This is a genomic window from Kineococcus gypseus (assembly GCF_050871305.1).
GTDB classification, from domain to species: Bacteria; Actinomycetota; Actinomycetes; order Actinomycetales; family Kineococcaceae; genus Kineococcus; species Kineococcus gypseus.
In genome coordinates this window covers 1-23,216 of record NZ_JBJLRD010000003.1, presented here as the reverse complement: position 1 = coordinate 23,216, position 23,216 = coordinate 1, and the positions used below count along the sequence as shown (strand labels likewise).

The following is a 23,216-nucleotide window of genomic DNA, read 5'->3' as shown; positions in this document are numbered from 1 at the left end:
GCGGCCCCCGGTCGGGGCGCCGCACGGCTCCGGCTGCGGCAGGTGCAGCGCCCCGTGCTCGACGTCGCGCTCGGGCACCCGGTGCGGGCGGGCGGTACCGGCCCTGGCCGGCGCGACGGCGCTCCTAGGATCCCTGGGATGTCGGGCCCTGGGCCGGGGCCCACCCACCGCACCCGGGGAGACGACGTGGCAGAGCCCCTCGACACCGCCGCCGGGCAACGACGCCTGCGCACCACGCTCGGCCCCCTCGGCGCCGGGGACGTGGGCCTCGTCCTGCCGCACGAGCACCTGCTCGTCGACTTCCGCCCCGCCGGCTCCGCGGGTCCCGCGGAGGTCGACCCGGGCGAGTTCGCCTCGGTCGTCGAACCGCTGCTGGCCGCGGCGGCCGCGGCCGGGGTCACCGCGCTCGTGGAGTGCACGCCCCCCGGCCTGGGCCGGCGCGTCGACCTCGTCCTCGACGTCAGCCGCCGCACGGGCGTGCCCGTGGTGGTCGCGACCGGGGTCTACCGCGAACCGTGGGTGCCGGACTGGGTGTACGCCGCGAGCGACGACGAGCTCGAGGCGTGGATGCACCGCGAGCTGACCGAGGGCGTCGACGGCTCCGGCGTCCTGGCGGGGTTCGTCAAGATCTCGGCGGCCGAGGACGGCATCCGGCCGGTCGAGGAGCGCGTCGTGCGCGCCGCGGCCCGCGCCGCCGCGCGCACCGGGGCGCTCGTCGGCTCCCACACCACGGACGGGCGGGTCGTGCTGGGGCAGATCGACCTCGCCGTGGCCGAGGGGCTGGCGCCGGAGCGCTTCCTGTCGATCCACACGCAGACCATCACCGACCCCGGTCTGCGGCGGGCGATCGTCGAGCGCGGCGCGTGGATCGAGTTCGACGACGTCGGGCAGAGCGGGCGCGACGGGCACGCGCGCACGCTGGCGCTGGTGCTCGACAGCCTCGAGGCGGGGCAGGCCGGCCGGCTCCTGCTGTCCCACGACGCGGGGTGGTTCGACCCGGCCCTGCCCGGCGGGGGGACCCCCCGGCCGTTCACGGACCTGACCGGCTCGTTCCTGCCGGCGCTGCGGGCGGCGGGCGTGGGGGACGACGTCCTCGACGACCTGTGCGTGCGCAACCCGTTCCGCGCCTTCGCGCGGTAGCCGTCGCCGCCCGCCGGGAGCGGGGTCAGCCGAGGCGGCCGCTGGGCAGGGCGGCGGCGCAGCGGGCCGCGCCGCGCTGCACGGCGGGCGCGAACGCGGTGAACGGCTCGGTGCTCACCGCGTCCCCCGAGCGCGTCCACGTGCCCACGACGGCGCCGCCGTGCACCACGGTGCCGCGGAAGACCCCGTTGCCGCCGGGCACCACCCGCGCGGCGTGCTCGGCGGGCAGCACGTGCGAGCGGTCGGCGTAGCCGAGGACGAACTCGTCGAAGCCGGGCAGCAGGTGGGTGCCGGCCGCGGCGCGGCGGTGCGCGGCGACCAGGTCGGGCAGGGCGGGGTCGTGCAGGTGCTCCACGCCGTCGACGTGCACGGCGGCGAGCTCAGCGCGCACGGCGGCCGCCGCGCGCCGCGCGGCGGTGACGGGCAGGCCGGCCCAGCGCGCGAGGTCGGCGACGGTGGCCGGCCCGTGCGAGAGCAGGAAGCGGCGGGCCAGCTCGGCCGCGGCGGCCTCGCCGTCCAGGGCGCGCGGGGCGGGCACGTGCTCGGCGAGCAGGACGAACTCCTGCTCACCGCCGCGCAGCGGCCCCAGGCACAGCGTCCCGCGCAGCGACAGGTGCAGCAGCAGGTGGTAGCCGCGCCCGGCCGCGGTGCCCTGCCCGGCGGCCTCGAACGCGGCCAGCAGCTGCGCGCGCACGGCGCCGCGCCCGCCGGCGAGCAGGTCCTCGGCCGCGGCGCGGGCGGCGTCGGCGTCGGCGTCGTCGATGCCCAGGGCGGCGCGGCGGGCGGTGGTCGAGCGCAGCACCCGCGGGGCGCACAGCGCCAGCAGCCACGGCAGGTCCACCGCCGGCACGAGGTGCAGGGTGCCGCGCAGCGGCCAGGAGCGCACCACCGCGCCGGCGTCGAGGGCGGTGGCCAGGCCGGGCGCACCCGGCGCGGTGCGCAGCGCCACGGCGGTGGCGGCCGCGCGCAGGTCCTGCGCCTGCACGCACAGCAGGTGCTCCACGGCGGCGGCCGCGCCGTCCAGCGGCACGGCGACGCGCTGGGCCACCAGCCGCCACAGCCCCACCTCGCGCGGCGACAGCTCCACGACGGCCTCCTCAGCGCAACGGGTTCAGCGCAGCAGGTTCAGCCCGGACAGCCCCGAGGCGCCGAGCACGACGTTCTCGAACAGGTCCCGGTCCATCCGGCGCACGAGCCAGCGCCCCAGCAGCGCGCCCACCACGACGGCCGGCACCAGCAGCAGGTCCAGGCGCAGGGACTCGGCGCTGACCAGGCCCAGCCCCGCGCTGAACGGCAGCTTGATGAGGTTGAGCAGGAAGAAGAACCACGCCCCGGTGCCCAGGAAGGACATCACGCCCAGGCCCATCGTGAACAGGTAGATCGACATGGGCGTGCCGCCGGCGTTGGCGACCATCGTGCAGAACCCGGCCAGCAGCCCGAGCGCGGCGGCGAGCAGCCGGCGCCGGGCGGGGGAGGCGGGCAGCGCGTCGGTGCCGGCGCGGTGCAGGCGGTAACGGCGCAGCAGGTGGGTGGCCACGAGCAGCACCAGCACCGCGCCGATGGAGCGGCGCATGAGCGTGTCGTCGACGACGTCGACGAACCACACGCCCAGCAGCACCCCGAGCAGGACGCTGGGCAGCAGCCGCAGCAGCAGCGCCCAGTCGGCGTGGCGGCGGTAGGCGGCCACGGCGAACAGGTCGCCGACGATGAGCAGGGGCAGGATCGCGCCGGTGGACTCCTTCGCGGGCAGCACGGCCGCGAACGCCGCCACCGCCAGGGTGCCGGCGCCGCCGATCGCGGTCTTGGCGAAGCCGACGACGAGGGCGGCGACGACGAGCAGGACCAGCTCCGGGGTGCTCAGGTCCACGGGGCGTCCGGGGGTGGTGTCACCGCCCGAGGCTAGCCGTCCGCGCCGCGAGCGCCGCCCGGTGGTGTCGCGGCCCGGTGGTGTCGGCGGCGGGGTGCAGACTCGTCGGGTGCTGCCCCCCGGTGCGTCCCCGGTGCGCTCGCGCCCGGACCCGACCCGCCCCGGCGTGCTGCACCTGGACCTCGACGCCTTCTTCGCCGCGGTCGAGCAGCGCGACAAGCCCTCGCTGCGCGGGCGGCCCGTCGTGGTCGGCGGCACCGGCGGGCGCGGGGTGGTGGCCACCGCCAGCTACGAGGCGCGCGTCTTCGGCGTCGGCTCGGCCATGCCGACGGCGCAGGCGCGCCGGCTGTGCCCGAACGCGGCCTACCTGGCCGGCCGCTTCAGCGCCTACCGGGTCGTCTCGGAGCAGGTGATGGCGCTGGCGCGGGAGCTGTCGCCGCTGGTGGAGCCGGTCTCGATGGACGAGGCGTACGTGGACCTCGGCGCGGCGCACGACGACCTCGACGCGGCGGCCGTCGCGCGGGTCGCCGCGGAGTTCCGCGCGGCGGTGCGCGAGCGCACCGGGCTGACGGTGTCGGTGGGCGCCGGGCCCAGCAAGCTCGTGGCGAAGATCGCCTCGGACCTGCGCAAGCCCGACGCCCTGGTCGTGGTGCCCCCCGCCGAGCAGCACGCGCTGCTGGCGCCGCTGAGCGTGCGCAGGGTGCCCGGCGTGGGCGCGGTGACCGGCGACCGGCTGGTGCGCAGCGGGCTGCGCACCGTCGGCGACCTGGCCGCCGCCGACGAGGGGGAGCTGGTGCGCATGCTCGGGCGCGCCCACGGCACCGGCCTGCTGGCCTTCGCGCGCGGGGTGGACCCGCGCCCGGTGGTGCCCGAGCGGGAGGCGAAGTCCGTCTCGGCGGAGGAGACCTTCCCGCTGGACCTGACCGACCGGCGCGAGCTGGCCGAGCGCACCCGCCGCTCGGCCGAGCGGGTCGCCGCGCGCCTGGTGGCCGCGGGGGTCTCGGGGCGCACGGTGACGCTGAAGGTGCGCCGCTACGACTTCACCACGCTGAACCGCTCGCGCACCCTGCCGCACGCGACGTCGGCGGCGCGCGAGATCGCCGCGCACGCCGCCGAGCTGCTCGAGGGCGTCGACGTCGCCGACGGGGTGCGCCTGCTGGGGGTGGGGGTGTCGGGGCTGTCGGAGTTCGCGCAGGCGGACCTGCTGGCGGACCTGCTGGAGCCGGGCGCGGCGCCGCCGGGCGGGCCGGACGAGGCGGAGGGTGCCGGGGAGGGCGAGGAGGGCGAGCCGGGCGCGCTGGTGCCCGGCGGCTCGGGGCACCCGTACGGCCCGCCCGCGCGGGCGGGCTGGCGCCCCGGGCAGGACGTCGAGCACGCCGAGCACGGCCCCGGCTGGGTGCAGGGCTCCGGCGTGGGCCGGGTGACGGTGCGCTTCGAGGGCCCGCACACCCCGCCCGGGCGGGTGCGCACCTTCCGCGAGGACGACCCCGACCTCGTGCCCGCCGACCCGCCGGTCTTCGACCCGCAGCGCTCCGGCGCGCCGCCGCGGCGCGCGGCGTCGTGACGGGCCCCGCGGCCGGCGGCGACGGCGCGGCCGGCGGCGACGGCGCGAGCGACGGGGACGGCCCGACCGGCGAGCTCGTCCTCGACGTGCCCGGCGGCCTGCCCGCCGACCCGCTGCTGCGCTTCCTGCGCGCGCACGCCCTGCCCGGCGCCGAGCGCCACGACGGCGCCACCGGCACCCACGAGCGCCTGCTGCCCACCGCCGCGGGCCCGGTGCCGGTGGCGGTCGTGCTGGGCACCGCGCAGCGTTGCGAGCGCGTCGTCGTGCGCGCCCCGGCGGCGGCCCTGGCGGAGGTGGGCGCGCGGGTGCGCCGCTGGCTGGACCTGGACGGCCGCGTCGCCGCCGCCGAGGCGCACCTGGGCGCCGACCCCGCGCTGGCGCCGCTGGTGGCCGCCCGCCCGGGCCTGCGGGTGCCGCGCGCGGTGTCCGGGGCGGAGACGGCGCTGCTGACGGTGCTGGGCCAGCAGGTCTCGCTGGCCGCCGCGCGCACGTTCGGCGGCCGGCTCGTGGCCGCGTTCGGCCGTCCCGGCGGCGGCGGGCTGCTGGCCTTCCCCGAGCCGGCGGTGCTGGCCGCGGCCGGCCCGGAGGCGTTGCGCGCGGCCACCGGGGTGACGGGGGCGCGCTCGCGGGCCCTGCACGCGGTGGCGTCGGCCCTGGCCGGCGGGCTGGACCTGGACGGCGCGCGCGCGGCCGGGCGCGCCGCCGCGGCGCGCGCGCAGCTGCTGGCGCTGCCGGGCGTGGGCCCGTGGACGGCCGACTACGTGGCGCTGCGCGCCCTGGGCGAGGACGACGCCTTCCTGCCCGGCGACCTCGTGCTGCGCCGCGCGCTGGGCGGCGTCGGGCAGGCCGAGGCGCTGGCGCGGGCGCAGCCGTGGCGGCCCTGGCGCGGGTACGCGCTGCTGCACCTGTGGACGGCGCAGGCCTTCGCGGGTCCCGCCGACGCGCCCGGTGCTCCCGCGCCGGGACGGGCGGTGACGGACAGTGGCGGTGTGGGTGGGTAGCGTGCCCGGCGTGCAGCAGGCGCAGGGGACCGTGGTGGTGACGGGCGGCAGCCGGGGGATCGGCGCCGCCGTCGTGCAGGCGCTGGCGGCGCGGGGGGTGCCCACGTGCTTCAGCTGGTCCACCCGCCGCGAGGCCGCCGAGGTGGTCGCCGAGCAGGCCGCCGAGCTCGGCACGCCGGTGAAGGCGGTGCGCGCCGACGTCTCCGACGAGGCCGACGTGCGGCACCTGTTCGCCGAGGCCGAGGAGCTCGGCCCGGTCACCGGGCTGGTCAACAACGCCGGCGTCAACGCCCCCGCGGCGCGGGTGCAGGACATCGACGCCGCCCGGGTGCGCCGGCTGATGGAGGTCAACGTCGTCGGCGCGTTCCTGTGCGCGCGCGAGGCGGTGGTGCGCATGGCCCGCCACGGCGGGGGCACCGTCGTCAACGTCTCCTCGCGCGCGGCGGTGCTCGGCAGCCCCGGCGAGTACGTCGACTACGCCGCCTCCAAGGCCGCCGTGGACGCGCTGACGGTGGGCCTGGCGCGCGAGGTCGCCGGTCAGGGCATCCGGGTGGTGGGGGTGCGCCCGGGGCTGATCCGCACCGACATCCACGCCTCCGCCGGCGACCCCGGGCGCGTGGAGCGCCTGCAGCGCACCGTGCCGATGGGCCGCGGCGGGGAGGCCTCCGAGGTCGCCGAGGCGGTGGTGTGGCTGCTCTCGGACGCCGCCTCCTACGTCACCGGCACGACGCTGGACGTCAGCGGCGGGCGCTGAGCCCGGCAGCGCCCCGGGGCCGGTCCTGCGCGCGGGGCGCGCGGCGGGCAGCATGGGCGCGTGGACGAGCGCGAGCCCGGCGGCGACGGTCAGCGGCGGTTGCGGGACCTCGTCGCCGGCGGGGGCGTGGTCGCCCTGGTCGGCGCGGGCCTGTCGACGGACTCGGGCATCCCGGACTACCGCGGCCCCGGCGGTTCCCTGCAGCGGCACACCCCGATGACGTACCAGCAGTTCACCGGCTCGGCGGAGGCCCGGCGGCGCTACTGGGGCCGCAGCCACGTCGGCTGGGAGCACTTCCGGCGCGCGCGCCCCAACGCCGGGCACCGCGCGCTGGCCGCGCTGGGCGCCGCCGGCCTGGTCGACGGCACGATCACCCAGAACGTCGACGGCCTGGACGTGGCGGCCGGCGGGCGCGGCGTGGTGGAGATCCACGGCAACCTGGACCGGGTGGTGTGCCTGAGCTGCGCGGAGGTGAGCCCGCGCGCGGAGCTGGCGGTGCGGCTGCGCGCGGCGAACCCGGCCTTCGACGCGCGGGTGCGCGAGTTCCGGGCCCTGAACCCCGACGGCGACGCGGACCTGACCGACGAGCAGCTGGCAGGCTTCCGCACGGTGCCGTGCCGGCGCTGCAGCGAGGACGCCCTCAAGGCCGACGTGGTCTTCTTCGGCGAGACCGTCCCGCGCGAGCGCGTGGAGGCCTCCTTCGCGCTGGTCGACGCCGCGCGCGCCCTGCTGGTGCTGGGCTCGTCCCTGACGGTGATGTCCGGCTACCGCTTCGTGCTGCACGCCGCCAAGCGCGGCACCCCGGTGGCGATCGTGAACTCCGGGCCGACGCGCGGGGACGCGAAGGCGGACGTGCGCGTGGACGCCCCGCTGGGCGAGGTGCTGCCTGCGCTGGCCGGCGAGCTCGCCGGCGTGCGCTGAGGGGCGCGGCGGTGCGCTGGTACGCGGACCTTCCCGGCGTGCGCGCCCGCCAGGTCGCCGCCGACGCGGTGTGGCTGGTGCTGGTGGTGCTCTCGGTGCTGCTGGGGCGCGCGGTGGCCGGTGCCGTCGCGGCGCTGGCCGACCCCGCCCGCGGCCTCGCCGGTGGTGCGCGCGACCTGGCCCGTCAGCTCGACGCCGCCGGGCGCAGCGCCGGCGAGGTGCCGCTGGTGGGCGAGGAGCTGGCCGCTCCGCTCGGTCGCGCCGCCGAGGGGGCCGGCTCGCTGGCCGCCGCCGGGCAGGAGCAGGTCGACGGCGTGCTGCAGCTGGCCACCGTGCTGGGGGTGGCGACCGCCGCGGTGCCGGTGGTGCTGGTCACGCTGCTGCGGCTGGTGCCGCGGCTGCGCTGGTGGCGCCGCGCGCAGGAGGCGCGCCGGCTGCTGCGCACCCCGGGCGGCGAGGAGCTGCTGGCGCTGCGCGCGCTGCAGCTGAGCGAGCCCGCGCAGCTGCTGGCCGCGCACCCGGACCCGGTCGCCGCCTGGCGCGCGGGCGACGCGGGCGCGGTGCGCGCCCTGGCGGACCTGCAGCTGCGCGCCGCCGGGCTGCGCCGCCCGCCCGGCCCGGACGCGCCCGCCTGAGCGGCGGGCCCGTCCGGTGCGGGCGGGGCGCGGGCGGGCTGCTCAGAGCTGCTCGCGGCGCCTGCCGATGGCCTCCAGCACCGTCTTGCGTCCCTTGCCGAGGTCCTTCTCCGCCTTCTCGGCGCGCGCGAGCTCGTCCGCGTCGTCCATGCCGCGCACCCGCTCGGCGGCCTCGGCCGCGGTCAGGTCGATGAGCTCGGCGGCCTCGCGGGCGTGCTTGGCGGCCTCGGTGTTGGCGACGTGCTGGCCCTTACCGGAGCGCTTGCGCTCGTCGGTGGCGCGCTTCTCCTCGTCGCTGAGCAGCTCCCAGGCGGCGTCGGGCAGGTAGCGCTTCGTGCCGTCGCCGGTGCGCGCCTGCGCCGAGCCGTCGGCGGTGCGCCAGTCCTGCTCGGTCCACTCCTGCAGGTGCTGCTGGGACTCGCTGCGCTCGCCGGGGTGGCGGTAGCCGCCGCCCTGCGCCTCGTACTCGTGGGTGAGCAGCTGGCTCTTGCGCGCGCTCCACTGCCCGAGCCGCCCGCCCTTGTCGCCGGCCTTGATCTCCTCCTTGAGCCGCTCGCGCAGCTCGGGCTCCGTGTAGTCCTCGCCGTAGTCCTTCGACGACTTCCCGCTCATGGCCTGCACGTACCCCGCCGGGGGCCGGTCGATGCGCGCCGGCCCCCGGTCCCGTGGCGCCGGGTGGGGGCGCGCTCAGCCCATCGTCTTCTGCCCGTCCAGCGACTCGCGCAGCACGTCGGCGTGCCCGGAGTGCTGCGCGGTCTCGGCCAGCACGTGCAGCAGCACGCGCCGCGCCGACCAGCGCGCGCCCGGGGTGAACCACGGCGCCGAGGGCAGCTCGTGCTCGGCGTCGAGGTCGGGCAGGGCGCGCACGACCTGCTCGGTGCGGGCGGCGACGGCGTCGTAGGCGGCGAGCACGTCGGCCAGGTGCTCGCCGGGCGTCATCCGGAACCCGTCGGCCCAGGAGTCCCCGCCGGCGCCGGCGACGGCCTCGGGGCCCTCGGTGAGGAAGGCGGTCCAGCCGGACTCGACGAGGGTGACGTGCTTGACGAGCCCGCCCAGGCACAGCTCGCTGACGGTGGTGCGCAGGCCCGCCTGCTCGTCGCTCAGGCCGCGCACGGTGTGCTTCAGGAAGCCCCGGTGCTGCGCCAGCGTGCTCAGCAGGTCCTCGACCTCGCGGGAGGACGCGCTCCCGGGGGCGCTCGCGGGGGTGGTGGGGGTGGTCGTCGTCGTGGTCATGCCTCCACACTCGTGCGGGAAGGTGCCACTCCCTGACCGGTGCCCGGAGCAGTCGGGAGGTCCCCGTGTCTACGACGGCGCGCGCGCTGGAGCTGCTGGCGCTGCTGCAGTCGCACCGCCTCGTCACCGGCGCGGAGCTGGCCGCGCGCCTGGAGGTGTCGCTGCGCACGCTGCGCCGCGACGTGGACCGGCTGCGCGAGCTGGGCTACCCCGTGCAGGCGCACCGCGGCGGCGCCGGCGGCTACCGGCTGCTGCCCGGCGCGAGCCTGCCGCCGCTGGTCCTGGACGACGACGAGGCCGTGGCCCTGGTGGTGGGCCTGCAGGCCGCCGCGGACAGCGCCGTCGCCGGCACCGCGGAGGCCTCGGTGCGGGCGCTGGCGAAGGTGACGGCGGTGCTGCCGGCGAGGTTGCGCCGCCGCGCCGGCGCCCTGGGCGAGGCGACGGTGCCGGCGCGCTGGAGCGAGCCGGTCGCGGCGGTGGACGCGCAGGTGCTCACGGCGCTGGCGCAGGCGTGCCGCGAGCGCACCGGGGTGGAGTTCGAGCACACCGGCGCGCGCGGGGAGGCGGCCGTGCGCTGCGCCGAGCCGCACCGCCTGGTGCGCTCGGGCGTGCACTGGTACCTGCTGGCGCACGACCTGCACCGGCACGACTGGCGGGTCTTCCGGCTGGACCGCGTGCGCGGGGTGCGCCCCACCGGCCGGGCGTTCGCGCCGCGCGAGGTGCCCGGCGGGGACGCCGGCGAGTTCGTGCGGCACCGCTTCACGGGCGCCTCGCCGCGCCACGCGGTGCGCGCGCTGGTGCGGGCGCCCGCGGCGGCGGTGCGCCGCGAGCTGGGCCCGTGGGCGCGGGTGGAGGAGGCGGGCCGGGGGTGCTGCGAGGTGCGCGCGACGACGACCTCGCTGGACTGGGCGGCGTTCGCGCTGCTGCGCGCGGGCGCGCCGTTCACGGTGCTGGAGCCGGCCGAGCTGCGCGAGCACCTGGCCACGTGGGCGCAGCGCCTGGCAGCGGCGACCGCCCCGGCTCCCGCGCCCGACGACGCGGCCCGCGCGCCCGCCGACCGGGACTGAGCGCCCGCCGACCGGGGCTGAGCGCCCGCCCGGGAAATCCCGGCGGGGCGCGCCGCTGCGCTCCTACGCTCCCGCGCGGGCGGGGTCCCCCGCCGCTCCCCACCACCGCACCAGGAGGCCGCCGTGCGCGTCCGCACCCGTCCCGCCCTCGCCTGCGCCGCGCTCGCCCTGCTGGCCGGCCCGTGGGGCTCGGCGCCGGCCGCGGCGCAGGTCCTGCCGCCGTCGGTGGTGCAGCGCTTCGGCGGCGCGGACCGCTACGCCACCTCCGCCCTCGTGGCCGCGGAGTTCGCGCCCGCCGACGTCGAGCGGGTCTTCCTCGCCTCCGGCGAGGTGTTCCCCGACGGGCTGGCCGCCGGCGCCGCGGCGGCGCGGTTCGGCGCCCCGCTGCTGCTCACCCGCGCCGGCGCGCTGCCGGCGGCGGTGGAGGCCGAGCTGGTGCGCCTGTCCCCGCCGGCCGTGCACGTCGTCGGCGGCCCGGTGCGCGTGGGCGAGCGGGTCCTGGAGCGGGTGCGCGAGCTGCTGCCGGACGCGCTGGTGACCCGCACCGCCGGCGAGGACCGCTACGCCACCGCCGCCCTGCTGGCCGAGCAGTTCTTCCCCGACCCCGTCGAGGTCGCGGTGCTCGTGCGCGGCGACGCCTTCCCCGACGCGCTGCCCGGCGCGGCCCTGGCCGCCGCCGCGGGCGGGCCGCTGCTGCTGACCGAGCCGGACCGGCTGCCCGGGCGCACCACGACCTGGCTGCGCGCCGAACCGCTGTCGCGGCTGGTCGTGCTCGGCGGGACCGGGGCGGTGGGCGAGGCGGTCGAGCGCGAGGCCGCCGCGCTGCTGGAGGACCCCGACGGGCTGGTGCGCCTGGACGGCGCCGACCGCTACGAGACCTCCGCGCGCGTGGCCGAGGTCGTCTTCCCCGAGGCCACCTCCGTCTTCCTCGCCTCCGGCGAGGACTTCCCCGACGCGCTCTCCGGCGCCCCGCTGGCCGCCGTCACCGGCGCCGGCGGCTCGCCGCTGCTGCTGGTGCACCAGGACTGCGCGCCGACGGTGGTGGCGGAGTACTCCACGGACCCGCGCCTCACGTACCGCGCGATCCTCGGCGGCCCCGGCGTGCTCTCCTCGGGGGTGACCGACCAGTGCGCGCCGTGACGGCCCGGCGCGCCCGCGCCCGCCGGTGCCCGGGCGCTAGCCTCGGGGCGTGACGAGCGCGACGACCGGCGGCAGCTCCACCACCTACGTGGTGGTCGACGGGGAGAACATCGACGCCACCCTGGGCGCCTCGATCCTCGAGGGTCGTCCGGCCCCCGAGCAGCGCCCGCGCTGGGAGCGGCTGCTGGACTTCGCGCGCACCACGCACCAGCAGCCCGCCAAGGGCCTGTTCTTCCTCAACGCCACCTCCGGCTACCTGCCGATGTCGTTCGTGCAGGCGCTGCTGGCGCTGGGCTACCAGCCCATCCCGCTGTCCGGCGGGCCCGGCGAGAAGGTCGTCGACATCGGCATCCAGCGCACGCTGGAGGCGCTGGCCGGGCGCGAGGGCGACGTGCTGCTCGCCAGCCACGACGGCGACTTCCTGCCGCAGATCGACGCCCTGCTCGACGGCACCCGCCGCGTGGGGCTGTTCGCGTTCCGCGAGTTCGTCAACAACCAGTACGCCGCGCTGTCGGAGCGGGGCCTGCGCGTGTACGACCTCGAGGACGACGTGCGCGCCTTCAACGTCGTCCTGCCGCGCGTGCGCATCATCCCGCTGGCCGACTTCGACCCGCTGCGCTACCTGTAGCCGCCCGCCGGAGCCGCTCGTTTGCCGTTCCGGCACGAACGCTCGACCGCCGCGGCCCCGGCGGGCGAGCGTCCTGCGCGGAGGTGGTCCACGTGGACGAGCAGGTGCTGGAGCAGGTGCCGCAGCAGGTGCCGCAGCAGGTGCCGGAGCGGGACGCGCGGGTCCTGGACGTGGTGGTCGTCGGCGGTGGTCCCGCCGGCCTGAGCGGGGCGGTGGCGCTGGCGCGCTCGCGCCGGCGGGTGGTCGTGGTGGACGCGGGGCGGCCGCGCAACGCGCCCGCCGAGGGCGCGCACAACTACCTCAGCCGCGACGGCGTCGCGCCGCGCGAGCTGCTGGCGATCGGCCGGCGCGAGCTGGCCGGCTACGGCGGCGAGGTCGTCGACGGCGAGGTCGCCGCCGCCCGGCGGCTGGAGGGCGCCGAGCCCGGCGCGGAGAGGTTCGAGGTGGTCCTGGCCGACGGGCGCGCGCTGTGCTCGCGGGCGCTGCTGGTGACCGCCGGGGTCGTCGACGAGCTGCCCGAGGTGCCGGGGGTGCGCGAGCGGTGGGGCCGCGACGTCGTGCACTGCCCGTACTGCCACGGCTGGGAGGTGCGCGAGCAGCCGATCGCCGTGCTGGCGACGAGCCCGTTGTCCTTCCACCAGGTGCTGGTGTGGCGCCAGCTCAGCGCCGACGTCGCGCTCGTGCTGCACGGCGCCGAGCCGTCGGAGGAGCAGCGCGAGCAGTTCGACGCGCTGGGCATCGCGGTCGTCGAGGGCCCGGCCGCCGCCCTGCGGGTGGAGGGCGACGCGCTGGTCGGCGTGGAGCTGGCCGGTGGTCGCGTCCTGCCCGCGCGGGCGCTGGCGGTCGCCTCGCGCCCGGTGGTGCGCGCGCCGTTCCTGGCCGGGCTGGGCCTGGCGCCGGTGGACGTGGAGGTGATGGGGCACGTCGTGGGCAGCGCGCTGCGCGCCGGGCCCGCCGGGTCCACCGACGTGCCGGGCCTGCGGGTGGCGGGCAACGTCGCCGACCCGATGGCGCAGGTGGGCTCCTCCGCCGCGGCCGGGGTGATGGCGGGGGCGGCCCTGAACGCGGACCTCATCGCCGAGGACGCCGCCGCAGCGGTCGCGCGCCGGCGCGCGGGGGCGGCCGCGCCGGTGCTCTGAGCGCCGGTGGGCTGAGCGTCGCGGTCAGCCGCGGGCGCCCGCTCCGGCGCGCGCCCGCGGTGCGGCGGCCGGGCCGGCCAGGCGGCCGGTGCGCGCGGCCCACCGCTCGAACACGACCGTGAACAGGGGCGGCACGCTGGCCGCCAGCGCCAGCAGGACGGTGCCCGGGCGCCACTTCAGCCGCCACGCCGCCCACAGCGCGGAGAGCAGGTAGACGACGAACGCGGCGCCGTGGATCGGCCCGGCGATCGGCACGCCGCCCTCGTGCGGGGTCTCGACGTCCAGCACGTACTTGAGGAACATCGCGACGAGCAGCAGCGTCCAGGACGCCGCCTCGACGAACGCGATGACGCGGAACCAGCGGGCGGCGGCGGGCACGGCTCTCCTCCTCGGCGACGGCGGGGTCGCTCCCAGTCTCGCGCGTCGCGGCGGGCACGGGCGCCGCCGGCGACGTGTCCTCGATCACCCCGCCCCCGGTGGTGCGGGTGCGCGGTGCCCGGGCGCTGCCTAGCGTGAGGGCGTGACGGACCCGCTCCTGGCCCCCGACAGCACCAAGCCCGCCGCGCGGGCGCGCATCAGCCTGTGGGGCGGCGCCCCGTGGGCCGACCCCGCGCGCCGCGAGGACGCGCGCGCGGCCGCCCGCGAGGTCGAGGCGTTCGGGTACGCGCGCATCTGGCTCTCCGGCGGCTTCGACCCGGGCCTGCACCCGGTCTTCGGCGAGCTGCTCGAGGCCACCGAGGAGATCGGCGTGGCCAGCGGCATCGTCAGCGTGTACGCCGCCACGCCCGAGCAGACCCGCGAGGGGTTCGCCGACCTCGAGCGCCGCCACCCCGGCCGGTTCCTGCTGGGCCTGGGCAACAGCCACGCCGCCATCGTCGAGCGCTCCGGCCAGGACTACTCCAAGCCCTACTCGCGCACCGTGGAGCACCTCGACGCCCTGGACGCCGACGGGGGCGTGCCGCGCGAGCGGCGCGCGCTGGCCGCGCTGGGCCCGCGCATGCTGCACCTGGCGCGCGAGCGCTCCCTGGGGGCGCACCCCTACTTCACGCCCCCCGCCCACACCTCCTCCGCGCGCGAGGTCCTCGGCGAGGGGGCGCTGCTGGCACCGGAGGTCGCCGTCGTCCACGAGAGCGACCCGGTGCGCGCCCGCGAGGTCGCCCGCCGCTACGCCACCGGCTACCTGTCCCTGCCGAACTACACGAACAACCTGCGCCGCTTCGGCTACGGTGACGAGGACTTCGCCGACGGCGGCAGCGACCGGCTCGTGGACGAGCTGATCCCCTGGGGCGACACCGCCACCGTCGTCGCCGGCATCGCCCGGCACGTCGACGCCGGCGCGGACGAGGTGGCCGTGCAGGTCCTCACCGCCTCCGGCGACGAGTTCCCGCTGCGCTCCTGGCACGAGCTGGCGCAGGCCCTCATCGGCTGACGGCCCCTCACGGCGGCTCCCCGGCGGCTCTCCGGCGGCCCGGCGGCCGCCGCTCGCGCTCAGTCGTGGGTGGCGGTCTCGTGCCCGCCGTGGCCGGCGGGCTCGAGCTGGAACGTGGCGTGCTCGACGGCCACGGGGAAGTGCTCGGCCACGCACGCCTGCAGCCGGTCCAGGATCTCCGGGGCGTGCCCGTCCAGGAAGCACGTGTCGTCCAGCACGACGTGCGCGGAGAGCACGGGCAGCCCGGAGGTGATCTGGCTGGCGTGCAGGTCGTGCACCTCCTGCACGTGCGGCAGCTCCAGCAGGTGCCGGCGCACCTCGTCGAGGTCCAGCCCGGGCGGTGTCGCCTCCAGCAGCACGCCCGTCGTCTCGCGCAGCAGCTTCACCGTGCGCGGCACGATGAGCGCGCCGATGAGCACGGAGACGACGGCGTCCGCGCGCGTCCAGCCCGTCAGCGCGATGACGGCCGCGGCCACGAGCACGGCCACCGAGCCGAGGGCGTCGTTGACCACCTCCAGCACCGCGGCGCGCACGTTGACCCCGCGCGCGCCCCCGCCGCGCAGCAGCACCAGCAGCGCCACGACGTTGCCCAGCAGGCCCACGGCGCCGAAGACGAGCATCGCCGTGGAGGACACCGGCGGCGGCTCCAGCAGCCGGCGCACGCCCTCGACGAGGACGAAGGCGCCCACGGCCAGCAGCGCCGCCGCCTGCAGCGTCGCGGCCAGCACCTCGGCGCGCCGGTAGCCCCACGTGCGCCTCGGGCTCGGCGGGCGGGTGGCCAGGTGGGCGGCGACCAGCGCGACCGCCAGGCCGGCCACGTCGGTGAGCACGTGCGCGGCGTCGGCCAGCAGGGCCAGGCTGCCGGAGACCCAGGCGCCGACGACCTCGGCCACCAGCACCGCGGCCGTCACGGCCAGCGCGCCCGCCAGCCGCCGGCGGTCCTGCTCGGCGTGCCCGTGCCCGTGGCCGTGGCCGTGGCCGTGGCCGTGGCCGTGGCCGTGGCCGTGGCCGTGGCCGGCGCTCACCGCGCCACCGCGCCGGCGTGCGCGTCGGCGTGCGCGTCGGCGTGCGCGTGCGCGCACAGCGCCTGCTCCACGGCGAGGACGACGCCGAGCAGGTCGTCCAGCGCGTGGTGCAGCCGCGGGTCGGCCAGCTCGTAGCGCACCCGCCGGCCCTCCGGCGCGGTGACGACCAGCCCGCACGCGCGCAGGCACGCCAGGTGGTTGGACAGGCTCTGCCGGGAGACCCCCAAGCTGCCGGCGAGCTCGGCCGGGTACCCGGGGGCCTCGCGCAGCGCCAGCAGCAGGCGCGCGCGGGTGGGGTCGGACAGGGCGTGGCCGAAGCGGGACAGCACGTCCGCGGGGGAGCCGCTCACCCCTCGACGGTACACGCGAACGTGTACCGATGTCCTGCCGCCGCCCGCCCCGCCGGCCCCTGTGGCGGACCCGGCCGCTGCCGCCGCGGTTGCCGCCGCCGGTGCGCCTCCGTAGCGTCTACCGGGGCGGACGGGAGGAGCACGGTGAGCGGACTGCTCGACCCGGAGGCGCTGCTGGCCTCCGCCGGCGCGTTCGGCGTCTTCGCCGTCCTCTTCGCCGAGACGGGCCTGCTCGTGGGCTTCTTCCTGCCGGGCGACTCCCTGCTGCTGACCGCCGGGCTGCTGGCCGCCACCCCGGCGGGCTCGGGCGCGCACCTGCCGCTGGGCGCCGTGCTGGCCGGCGCGGCCGCCGGGGCGCTGCTGGGGGCGCAGACCGGGTACCTCATCGGCCGCCGCGCGGGCCCGGCGCTGCTGGAGCGGCCGGGTCACCCGCGCCGCAGCGCGGGCGTGCAGCGCGCCCGCGCCGTGCTGCAGCGCTACGGCTACCGCCGCGCCGTGGTCCTGGCCCGGTTCGTCCCCGTCGTGCGCACGCTGATGAACCCCCTCGCCGGCACCCTGGGGATGCCGGTGGCCGCCTTCACGGTGTGGCAGGTCGTCGGCGGGCTGGTCTGGTCGACGGGCCTGGTGCTGCTCGGCCACCTGCTGGGCAGCCGCGTGCCGGGGCTGGAGGGCTACCTGCTCCCGCTCGTGGGGGTCTTCGTGCTGATCACCCTGGTGCCCGTCCTGGTGCAGGTGCTGCGCTCCTCGCGCCACCGCTGAGCACCGCCCGGCCGCCGCGGCGCCCGCTGCGCGCCGCCCCCGCGGGGCACCGCGCGGGGGAGGTGGCGTCAGACGAGCAGGTCCGCCTGCTCGTCGAGCTCGTCCGCCGACAGCGCCGGGCGTCCGCCGGCGCGGCGCACCGTCGAGCCGGAGGCGGCGGTGGCCCACCGCACCGCCCGCTCCACCTCCTCGCCGCGCAGCAGCGCCACGGTCAGCGCGGCGGTGAAGGAGTCGCCGCCGCCGGTGGGGTCGACCACGTCCACGTCGGTCAGCGGCACCAGCTCCCCGCCGCCCCGCCACGCCGCGGCGTTGCCCGCCGCACCGGCCTCCAGCACCACCAGGCGCGGTCCGCGGGCGACCAGCTCGGACGCCGCGGCCAGGACCTCCTCGGGGCCGTGCAGCTCACGGCCGAGGAACAGCTCGGCCTCGTGCGCGTCGGCGCGCAGCACGGTGGCGCAGGCGAGCACCTCCTCGCGCAGCGCCGGGTCCTGCGAGGCCCCGTCGACGACGACGAAGCGGCCCGCCCCGCGGGCGGTGCGCAGCGCCGCGGAGACGGCCCCGGCCGGCTGCTGCAGCTGCACCAGGACCGCGGCGGCGCGACGCAGCAGCCCGGTGGCGGCCTCGACGTCCTGCACGGTCAGCAGCACCTCCTGCGGCACGTGCTCCAGCAGCCGGCGCCGCCCGCCGGAGACGACGTCGACGAGCAGCGCCGTGGTGGCGCCCGGGCGGCGCACCACGCAACGCACGTCGATGCCGTCGCGCCGGGCCTGCTCGAGCACCTGCTCGCCGGCCGGGTCGTCGCCGACCACGCCCACCAGCGCCGCGGACGTGCCCAGCTGCGCGGCGGCGACCGCCTGGTTGGCGCCCTTGCCGCCGAGCACCTCGCGGCGCTCGCGCACCTCCACCGACCCGCCGGGGCCGGGCACGTCGTCCACGGCGAGGACGAGGTCGCGACCCACCTGCCCGACGACGGCCACGACGCCCTCGACGATGCCTGTGGTGGCGCGCTCCGGGGTCACGGTGCGAAGCGTCGCAGCGCCCGCGCGCTCGCGCACGCCGTGCACCGCGGGGAGCGCGCTCGGGGGCGGTGGGGCTACTCCTGCGGCTCGCCGGCCGGGTCCTGCCGGCACAGGCAGAACGGGTGGCCGCTGGGGTCGGCGTACACGCGGAAGCCCAGGTGGTCGCGCCCGGCGTCGAGCACGGTGGCGCCCAGCGCCAGGGCGCGCGCCTCCGGCTCGTCGTAGTCGTCGACGTCCAGGTCCAGGTGCAGCTGCTGGTGCACGTCCCCGGCCGGCCACGTCGGGCGCGGCAGCTCCGGGGCGCGCTGGAAGCCCAGCGCGGTGCCGCCCCCGCCGCGCACGCTGACCCAGTCGTCGGAGGTGTCTGCCGGGTCCACCCGCCAGCCGAGCAGCTGCGCGTAGAAGGTGGCCAGCCCCCGCGGGTCGGGGGTGTCCAGCACCACCATGCCCAGCCGCACCGCCGGGCGGGTGCCCCCGGGGTGCACCGTGCCCGCCGCCGGGCCGCTCTCCTCGTCCACCGCGTCCTCCTGCGTCGTCGAAGGGTCCTGAGAGGGGTTCTGGGAGGGTCCCGCGCCCGCGCCGGTCACTCGCCGTCGGCCAGCACGAACGGGTGCACCTGCGCGGCGCCGGCGCGGCGCAGCTCGCGGGCGGCCACGGCCAGCGTCCAGCCGCTGCGGGTGCGGTCGTCCACGAGCAGCAGGGTGCGCCCCTCTACGGCGGCGCTGGCCGGCAGCCGGAAGCGCTCGCTGACCTGCGCCAGCCGGTGCGCGGAGTTGACGTCGCTGCGGGTGGGGCCGGCGTCCGGCGACAGCTCGAACGTCGCCACCAGCGGCAGGCCGGTGTAGCGCGCCAGGCCGTCGGCCAGGTGCGCCACCAGCCGCGGCCGCGACGCCGAGCACATCGCCACGACGCCGTCCAGGCCCAGCCCGCGCGCCCAGTCGTCGAGCACGGCGGCCGCCGCGCGCCGCAGCGGCACGGGCGTGTCCTGGTCGGGTGCGCCGGGGGCGAACAGCTCGCGCACGGCCGAGCCCCACCCGAGGTCGGTGGTGCGCGCGACCGCCCGCCCCTCGCCGGGGCGCTCGGCGGGGGCGATCTTGCCCGACAGCGGCACCCCCAGGGAGGCCAGCCCGGAGGGCCACAGCTTCTTGGGCTCCACCGGCACCCCGGGCCGCGCCAGGTCGCTGCCGGCGCGCTCGACGGCCCCCTCGTCGACGTCGCGCGGCACGTCGTAGCCGCCGCAGTTGTCGCAGCGCCCGCAGGGCGCGGCGTCCGGGTCGTCCAGCGCGCGGCGCAGGAACTCCAGCCGGCAACCGGTGGTCGCCTGGTAGTCGAGCATCGCCCGCTGCTCCTCCTCGCGGGTCTCGGCCACGCGCGCGTAGCGCTCGGCGTCGTAGCTCCACGGGCGGCCGGTGGACCGCCAGCCCCCGCGGACCCGGCGCACCGCGCCGTCCACGTCGAGGACCTTGAGCATCATCTCCAGCCGGTTGCGGCGCAGCGCCACGCGCGTCTCCAGCGCCTGGGTGGACACCGGTGCGCCCGCCTCGTCCAGGGCGGCCAGGGCCGCGCGCACGTCCTGCTCGCCGGGGAAGCCGATCGAGGCGAAGTAGCGCCAGATGTCGCGGTCCTCCGCGCCGGGCAGCAGGACGACCTCGGCGCTGTCGATGCCGCGGCCGGCGCGGCCGACCTGCTGGTAGTAGGCGATCGGCGAGGACGGGGCGCCCAGGTGCACCACGAAGCCCAGGTCAGGCTTGTCGAAGCCCATGCCCAGCGCGCTGGTGGCCACGAGCGCCTTGACGCGGTCGTGGACGAGGTCGTCCTCGGCCTGCAGGCGCTCGGCGGGGTCCGTCTGGCCGGTGTAGGCCACAGCCTCGACGCCGTGCGCGCGCAGGTGGTCGGCGACGTCGGCGGCCGCGGAGACGGTGAGCACGTAGACGATGCCCGAGCCGGGCAGCTGCGGCAGGTGCTCCACCAGCCAGGCAAGGCGGTGCGCGTGGGTGGGCAGGCGCAGCACCGCCAGCCGCAGCGACTCGCGGTCCAGCGACCCGCGCAGCACGAGCACGTCCTCCAGCGTGCGCGTGCCCGTGACCGACAGCTGCTCGGCGACGTCGGCGGTGACGCGCGCGTTGGCGGTGGCCGTCGTGGCCAGCACGGGGATACCCTCGGGCAGGTCGGCCAGCAGCGTGCGGATGCGGCGGTAGTCGGGGCGGAAGTCGTGCCCCCAGTCGGAGACGCAGTGCGCCTCGTCGACCACGAGCAGGCCGGTGGTCGCGGCCAGCGGCGGCAGCACCTCGTCGCGGAAGCCCGGGTTGTTCAGGCGCTCGGGGGAGACGAGCAGCACGTCGACGGCGCCGGCGCGCACGTCCTCGTACACGCGCCCCCACTCCTCGGCGTTGGTGGAGTTCACCGTCACCGCGCGCACCCCGGCCCGCTCGGCGGCCGCGACCTGGTTGCGCATGAGCGCCAGCAGCGGCGAGACGATCACGGTGGGACCGGCGCCGCGCGCGCGCAGCAGCGCGGTGGCCACGAAGTACACCGCCGACTTGCCCCAGCCGGTGCGCTGGACGACCAGGGCGCGGCGGCGGTCGGCCACGAGCGCCTCGATCGCGGTCCACTGGTCCTCGCGCAGCCGGGCGCCGCCGTCGCCGACGAGGCGGCGCAGCACCTCCTCCGCCTCGGCGCGCAGCGCGGCCCGGTCGGTGGTGTCGGGCACGGCGGGGGAGGGGGCTGCTGCGGGCACGTCGTGGATGCTGCCACCCGCCCCGGACACGGCCCGGCCGCCGCCCCGGGGCGCGGGGGCGTCCCGGGCGCCTGAGAGGCTGTGGCCATGCGCGTCGACCACGTCGGCTACGCCGCCGGTCCCGAGGGCCTGCAGGCCACCGCCCGCAGGCTGGCGTCCCTGCTCGGCGTGCGCGTCGTCGACGGCGGTCCGCACCCGCGCTTCGGCACCCGCAACGTCGTCCTGCCGCTGTCGCAGGGCTGCTACGTGGAGGTGGTCGAGGTCCTCGACCACCCCGTCGCCGAGAAGGCCGTCTTCGGGCAGGCGGTGCGCTGCCGCTCCGAGGCGGGCGGGGGCTGGTTCACCTGGGCGGTGACCGTCGAGGGGCTGCCCGCCTACGAGGAGCGCCTGGGCGAGGTGGCCGAGGAGGGCGTGCGCCGCCGCCCCGACGGCGTGGAGCTGCGCTGGCGGCAGATCGGCGCCCCGGGCCTGCGCGAGGACCCCCAGCTGCCCCTGCTCATCGAGTGGCAGGGCCCGCGCACCCAGCACCCCTCCGCGATCGCGCTGGCCGGCGGCACCCGCCTGGCGGGGCTGACCATCGCCGGCGACCCGGACCACGTGCGCCGCTGGATGGGCCTGTCCCCGGAGTTCGCCGCCGACCGCATCAGCTTCACCTGGCTCGACCCCGACTCCGAGGGCCAGCGCGGCCTGCGGGCGGTCACCTTCGAGACGCCCCGCGGCGTCGTGCAGGTCTGAGGCGGCCGGTGATCCCCGCGCTGCCCGAGTGGGCGCCCTCGCTGACGGCGTCGGCGGTCGCGCTGCTGGTCGTCGACCTCGTCGTGCGCCTGACCGCCATCGCCGTCGTCCCCGTCAACCGGCGCCCCAGCTCGGCGCTGGCGTGGCTGCTGACGATCTTCTTCATCCCCTACGTGGGCGTCATCGCCTTCCTGGTCATCGGCAACCCGAAGCTGCCGCGCGCGCGCCGCCGCAAGCAGCGCGAGATCAACCAGCTGATCCTCGACTCCACGCGCGGGATGGACCTGGTGAGCACCGAGCACCCCTGGCCGCCCTGGCTGGCCGGGATCGTAGAGCTCAACCGCAACCTCGGCTCGATGCCGCTGGTGGGGGGCAACAGCGCCCAGCTGTGCGGCGACTACGACGAGACGATCCGCGCGATGGCCCGCTCCGTGGACGCGGCCACCCACCACGTGCACGTCGAGTTCTACCTGATGACCCTGGACCCGACGAGCGAGCCGTTCTTCGAGGCGCTGCGCAGCGCGGCGCGGCGCGGCGTGCGGGTGCGGGTGCTCATCGACCACCTCGGCGCCATCCGCTACCCCGGCTACCGGCGCACGGTGCGCTTCCTGGAGGACTGCGGCATCGAGTGGCACCCGATGCTGCCGGTGCAGCTGCACAAGCTGAAGTACCAGCGCCCCGACCTGCGCAACCACCGCAAGCTGCTCGTGGTGGACGGCGACGTCGCCTGGGTGGGCTCGCAGAACGTCATCGACCGCAGCTACGACCGGCGCGGCAACGTGCGCCGCGGCCTGCAGTGGCAGGACCTCATGGTCCGCCTGGAGGGGCCGGTCGTCTCCGGCGTGGACGCCATCTTCATCACCGACTGGTACTCCGAGACCGACGAGCTGCTCGAGGCGGAGCGGCCCGAGGTCTCCCCGGAGGGCTCGCCGGGCCGGCTGGAGTGCCAGGTGGTGCCCAGCGGTCCCGGCTTCGAGGGGGAGAACAACCTCAAGCTCTTCAACGCCCTCTTCTACTCGGCGCAGCGGCGCATCTCGATCACGAGCCCGTACTTCGTGCCGGACGAGTCGATGCTCAACGCGATCACCACCGCCGCCGAGCGCGGGGTGGAGGTCGAGCTCTTCGTCTCCGAGCACGGCGACCAGGCCCTGGTGCACTACGCGGAGTGCTCCTACTACGAGGAGCTGCTGCGCGCCGGGGTGCGCATCCACCGCTACCCGGCACCGTACGTCCTGCACGCCAAGCACCTGACGGTGGACGAGGAGGTGGGGGTCATCGGCTCGTCCAACATGGACATGCGCTCCTTCCTGCTGGACCTGGAGCTGACCCTCATGGTCTGCGGGCGCTCCTTCGCCGACGACCTGCGCCGCGTGGAGGACGACTACCGCCGGCGCTGCACGGAGCTGACCCTGGAGCAGTGGCTCGCGCGCTCGCGCACCCACGTGATCAAGGAGAACCTGGCCCGGCTGACGTCCGCCCTGCAGTGATCGCGCGGCGGCCGGGACGCCCGGCCCCGCCCGGAGCACCGCGATTTGACCGCCCGGTGGGGCGTGGTTAACGTAGTGGTCACACCGCGCAGCGGGGAGGAACGGACGGGTCACCGGCCGGTCCCCGTGGCGGGTGAGGGTGTCGTCCCCCACTCCTGAGGATCTTCGACCGGGTGCTTCAGCGCACCCGGTGCCTGTCCGATGGGTACGGGGTTGCCCCGAGCGGTGCCGGCTCCCGGCGCCTGGTCGCAGATCGAGGTCCTGGTGTTTGAGGGCCCTGGTGCTGGGGTAAGGTGGCGGAGCCGAAAAGCGCGGTGACCGGCTGGTCCGAGTGGACTGGTGGGTGCCGGTGCGTCCGGTTCTTGAGAACTCAACAGTGTGCCAAGTGTTGATGCCAGACAATCAACCCCGTGGCAGTGGTGGTGCCTGGTCTCGTTCGGGGCCGGGTGGTGCTGCTGTTGGGGATTCCTTTGGTGTTGGTCCTCCGCTCCCTCGCCAGGGGGTGGGGGTTTCGAGATCAGAGGTCAAACCAAGCTAGTCATAAGATCTGGTGCTTTCCGGGTTCGCCCGGGAGGTGTCTATGGTT

At 77.6% G+C, this 23,216-nt stretch carries 24 protein-coding genes; 14 read left to right on the top strand and 10 right to left on the bottom strand.

Annotation, left to right across the window (positions count from 1 at the left end):
- Positions 1–186 precede the first annotated feature (186 nt).
- Positions 187–1,140 (top strand): phosphotriesterase family protein, encoded by a 954-nt coding sequence (locus tag ACRYMN_RS01430; protein WP_432491215.1) that lies wholly within the window; start codon positions 187–189, stop codon positions 1,138–1,140.
- A gap of 25 nt (positions 1,141–1,165) precedes the next feature.
- Here ACRYMN_RS01430 and ACRYMN_RS01425 read toward each other — a convergent pair whose 3' ends face one another.
- Complete coding sequence (locus ACRYMN_RS01425; protein ID WP_432491213.1) at positions 1,166–2,227, bottom strand: winged helix DNA-binding domain-containing protein; 1,062 nt, start codon at positions 2,225–2,227, stop codon at positions 1,166–1,168.
- A 24-nt stretch (positions 2,228–2,251) separates the two neighbouring features.
- The gene (locus ACRYMN_RS01420) at positions 2,252–3,007 is read right to left on the bottom strand and encodes a sulfite exporter TauE/SafE family protein (RefSeq protein ID WP_432491211.1); all 756 of its coding nucleotides are present in this window, start codon (positions 3,005–3,007) and stop codon (positions 2,252–2,254) included.
- A gap of 109 nt (positions 3,008–3,116) precedes the next feature.
- Here ACRYMN_RS01420 and ACRYMN_RS01415 point away from each other — a divergent pair, with 109 nt between their 5' ends.
- The 5 genes from ACRYMN_RS01415 (at position 3,117) to ACRYMN_RS01395 (ending at position 7,882) form a co-directional block, all read left to right on the top strand.
- The gene (locus ACRYMN_RS01415) at positions 3,117–4,571 is read left to right on the top strand and encodes a DNA polymerase IV (protein ID WP_432491209.1); all 1,455 of its coding nucleotides are present in this window, start codon (positions 3,117–3,119) and stop codon (positions 4,569–4,571) included.
- 86 nt (positions 4,572–4,657) lie between these two features.
- Positions 4,658–5,572 (top strand): AlkA N-terminal domain-containing protein, encoded by a 915-nt coding sequence (locus tag ACRYMN_RS01410; RefSeq protein ID WP_432491399.1) that lies wholly within the window; start codon positions 4,658–4,660, stop codon positions 5,570–5,572.
- A 10-nt stretch (positions 5,573–5,582) separates the two neighbouring features.
- Positions 5,583–6,326 (top strand): SDR family oxidoreductase, encoded by a 744-nt coding sequence (locus tag ACRYMN_RS01405; protein WP_432491207.1) that lies wholly within the window; start codon positions 5,583–5,585, stop codon positions 6,324–6,326.
- A gap of 60 nt (positions 6,327–6,386) precedes the next feature.
- A complete protein-coding gene (locus ACRYMN_RS01400) occupies positions 6,387–7,247 on the top strand; it encodes a Sir2 family NAD-dependent protein deacetylase (protein WP_432491205.1) in 861 nt (286 codons plus the stop codon).
- An 11-nt stretch (positions 7,248–7,258) separates the two neighbouring features.
- Entirely contained in the window at positions 7,259–7,882 is a 624-nt protein-coding gene (locus ACRYMN_RS01395; protein ID WP_432491203.1) for a hypothetical protein, read from the top strand.
- Positions 7,883–7,924: 42 nt separating this feature from the next.
- Here the strand turns inward: ACRYMN_RS01395 and ACRYMN_RS01390 are convergent, their stop codons facing one another.
- Positions 7,925–8,494, bottom strand: coding sequence for a hypothetical protein (locus ACRYMN_RS01390; RefSeq protein ID WP_432491201.1), 570 nt, complete (start codon positions 8,492–8,494; stop codon positions 7,925–7,927).
- A gap of 75 nt (positions 8,495–8,569) precedes the next feature.
- Complete coding sequence (locus ACRYMN_RS01385) at positions 8,570–9,115, bottom strand: DinB family protein (RefSeq protein WP_432491199.1); 546 nt, start codon at positions 9,113–9,115, stop codon at positions 8,570–8,572.
- Positions 9,116–9,180: 65 nt separating this feature from the next.
- Between ACRYMN_RS01385 and ACRYMN_RS01380 the strand changes: the two genes are divergently transcribed.
- From ACRYMN_RS01380 to ACRYMN_RS01365, 4 genes are all read left to right on the top strand, one after another.
- The gene (locus ACRYMN_RS01380; protein ID WP_432491197.1) at positions 9,181–10,182 is read left to right on the top strand and encodes a helix-turn-helix transcriptional regulator; all 1,002 of its coding nucleotides are present in this window, start codon (positions 9,181–9,183) and stop codon (positions 10,180–10,182) included.
- A gap of 123 nt (positions 10,183–10,305) precedes the next feature.
- Positions 10,306–11,322, top strand: coding sequence for a cell wall-binding repeat-containing protein (locus ACRYMN_RS01375; RefSeq protein WP_432491195.1), 1,017 nt, complete (start codon positions 10,306–10,308; stop codon positions 11,320–11,322).
- A 49-nt stretch (positions 11,323–11,371) separates the two neighbouring features.
- A complete protein-coding gene (locus ACRYMN_RS01370; protein WP_432491193.1) occupies positions 11,372–11,950 on the top strand; it encodes an NYN domain-containing protein in 579 nt (192 codons plus the stop codon).
- Between the two features lie 92 nt (positions 11,951–12,042).
- Positions 12,043–13,089: an FAD-dependent oxidoreductase gene (locus tag ACRYMN_RS01365; protein WP_432491191.1), complete on the top strand. Its 1,047-nt coding sequence runs from the start codon at positions 12,043–12,045 to the stop codon at positions 13,087–13,089.
- A 24-nt stretch (positions 13,090–13,113) separates the two neighbouring features.
- On the opposite strand, the gene ACRYMN_RS01360 is transcribed toward ACRYMN_RS01365, so the two are convergent.
- Positions 13,114–13,467: a DUF3817 domain-containing protein gene (locus ACRYMN_RS01360; protein WP_432491189.1), complete on the bottom strand. Its 354-nt coding sequence runs from the start codon at positions 13,465–13,467 to the stop codon at positions 13,114–13,116.
- Between the two features lie 142 nt (positions 13,468–13,609).
- On the opposite strand from ACRYMN_RS01360, the gene ACRYMN_RS01355 reads away from it, so the two are divergent.
- Positions 13,610–14,518 carry a TIGR03620 family F420-dependent LLM class oxidoreductase gene (locus ACRYMN_RS01355; RefSeq protein WP_432491187.1) on the top strand — a complete coding sequence of 303 codons (909 nt, stop codon included), beginning with the start codon at positions 13,610–13,612 and terminating at the stop codon, positions 14,516–14,518.
- Positions 14,519–14,577: 59 nt separating this feature from the next.
- Here the strand turns inward: ACRYMN_RS01355 and ACRYMN_RS01350 are convergent, their stop codons facing one another.
- Both ACRYMN_RS01350 and ACRYMN_RS01345 read right to left on the bottom strand, forming a co-directional pair.
- The gene (locus ACRYMN_RS01350; protein ID WP_432491185.1) at positions 14,578–15,543 is read right to left on the bottom strand and encodes a cation diffusion facilitator family transporter; all 966 of its coding nucleotides are present in this window, start codon (positions 15,541–15,543) and stop codon (positions 14,578–14,580) included.
- Positions 15,540–15,893 (bottom strand): ArsR/SmtB family transcription factor, encoded by a 354-nt coding sequence (locus ACRYMN_RS01345; protein ID WP_432491183.1) that lies wholly within the window; start codon positions 15,891–15,893, stop codon positions 15,540–15,542. Before ACRYMN_RS01345 ends, ACRYMN_RS01350 begins: the two co-directional genes overlap by 4 nt.
- 144 nt (positions 15,894–16,037) lie before the next feature.
- On the opposite strand from ACRYMN_RS01345, the gene ACRYMN_RS01340 reads away from it, so the two are divergent.
- Positions 16,038–16,652, top strand: coding sequence for a DedA family protein (locus tag ACRYMN_RS01340; protein WP_432491181.1), 615 nt, complete (start codon positions 16,038–16,040; stop codon positions 16,650–16,652).
- A 68-nt stretch (positions 16,653–16,720) separates the two neighbouring features.
- Here ACRYMN_RS01340 and ACRYMN_RS01335 read toward each other — a convergent pair whose 3' ends face one another.
- From ACRYMN_RS01335 to ACRYMN_RS01325, 3 genes are all read right to left on the bottom strand, one after another.
- Complete coding sequence (locus ACRYMN_RS01335) at positions 16,721–17,671, bottom strand: PfkB family carbohydrate kinase (RefSeq protein ID WP_432491179.1); 951 nt, start codon at positions 17,669–17,671, stop codon at positions 16,721–16,723.
- Positions 17,672–17,745: 74 nt separating this feature from the next.
- Positions 17,746–18,117, bottom strand: coding sequence for a VOC family protein (locus ACRYMN_RS01330; RefSeq protein WP_432491397.1), 372 nt, complete (start codon positions 18,115–18,117; stop codon positions 17,746–17,748).
- Between the two features lie 137 nt (positions 18,118–18,254).
- Positions 18,255–20,408, bottom strand: a complete 2,154-nt coding sequence (locus ACRYMN_RS01325) for a RecQ family ATP-dependent DNA helicase (protein WP_432491177.1) — start codon at positions 20,406–20,408, stop codon at positions 18,255–18,257.
- 87 nt (positions 20,409–20,495) lie between these two features.
- On the opposite strand from ACRYMN_RS01325, the gene ACRYMN_RS01320 reads away from it, so the two are divergent.
- Together ACRYMN_RS01320 and cls are read left to right on the top strand one after the other, a co-directional pair.
- Positions 20,496–21,143 carry a VOC family protein gene (locus ACRYMN_RS01320; RefSeq protein WP_432491175.1) on the top strand — a complete coding sequence of 216 codons (648 nt, stop codon included), beginning with the start codon at positions 20,496–20,498 and terminating at the stop codon, positions 21,141–21,143.
- An 11-nt stretch (positions 21,144–21,154) separates the two neighbouring features.
- Positions 21,155–22,630 (top strand): cardiolipin synthase, encoded by a 1,476-nt coding sequence (gene cls, locus ACRYMN_RS01315; RefSeq protein WP_432491395.1) that lies wholly within the window; start codon positions 21,155–21,157, stop codon positions 22,628–22,630.
- The last annotated feature ends 586 nt before the right edge of the window (positions 22,631–23,216 follow it).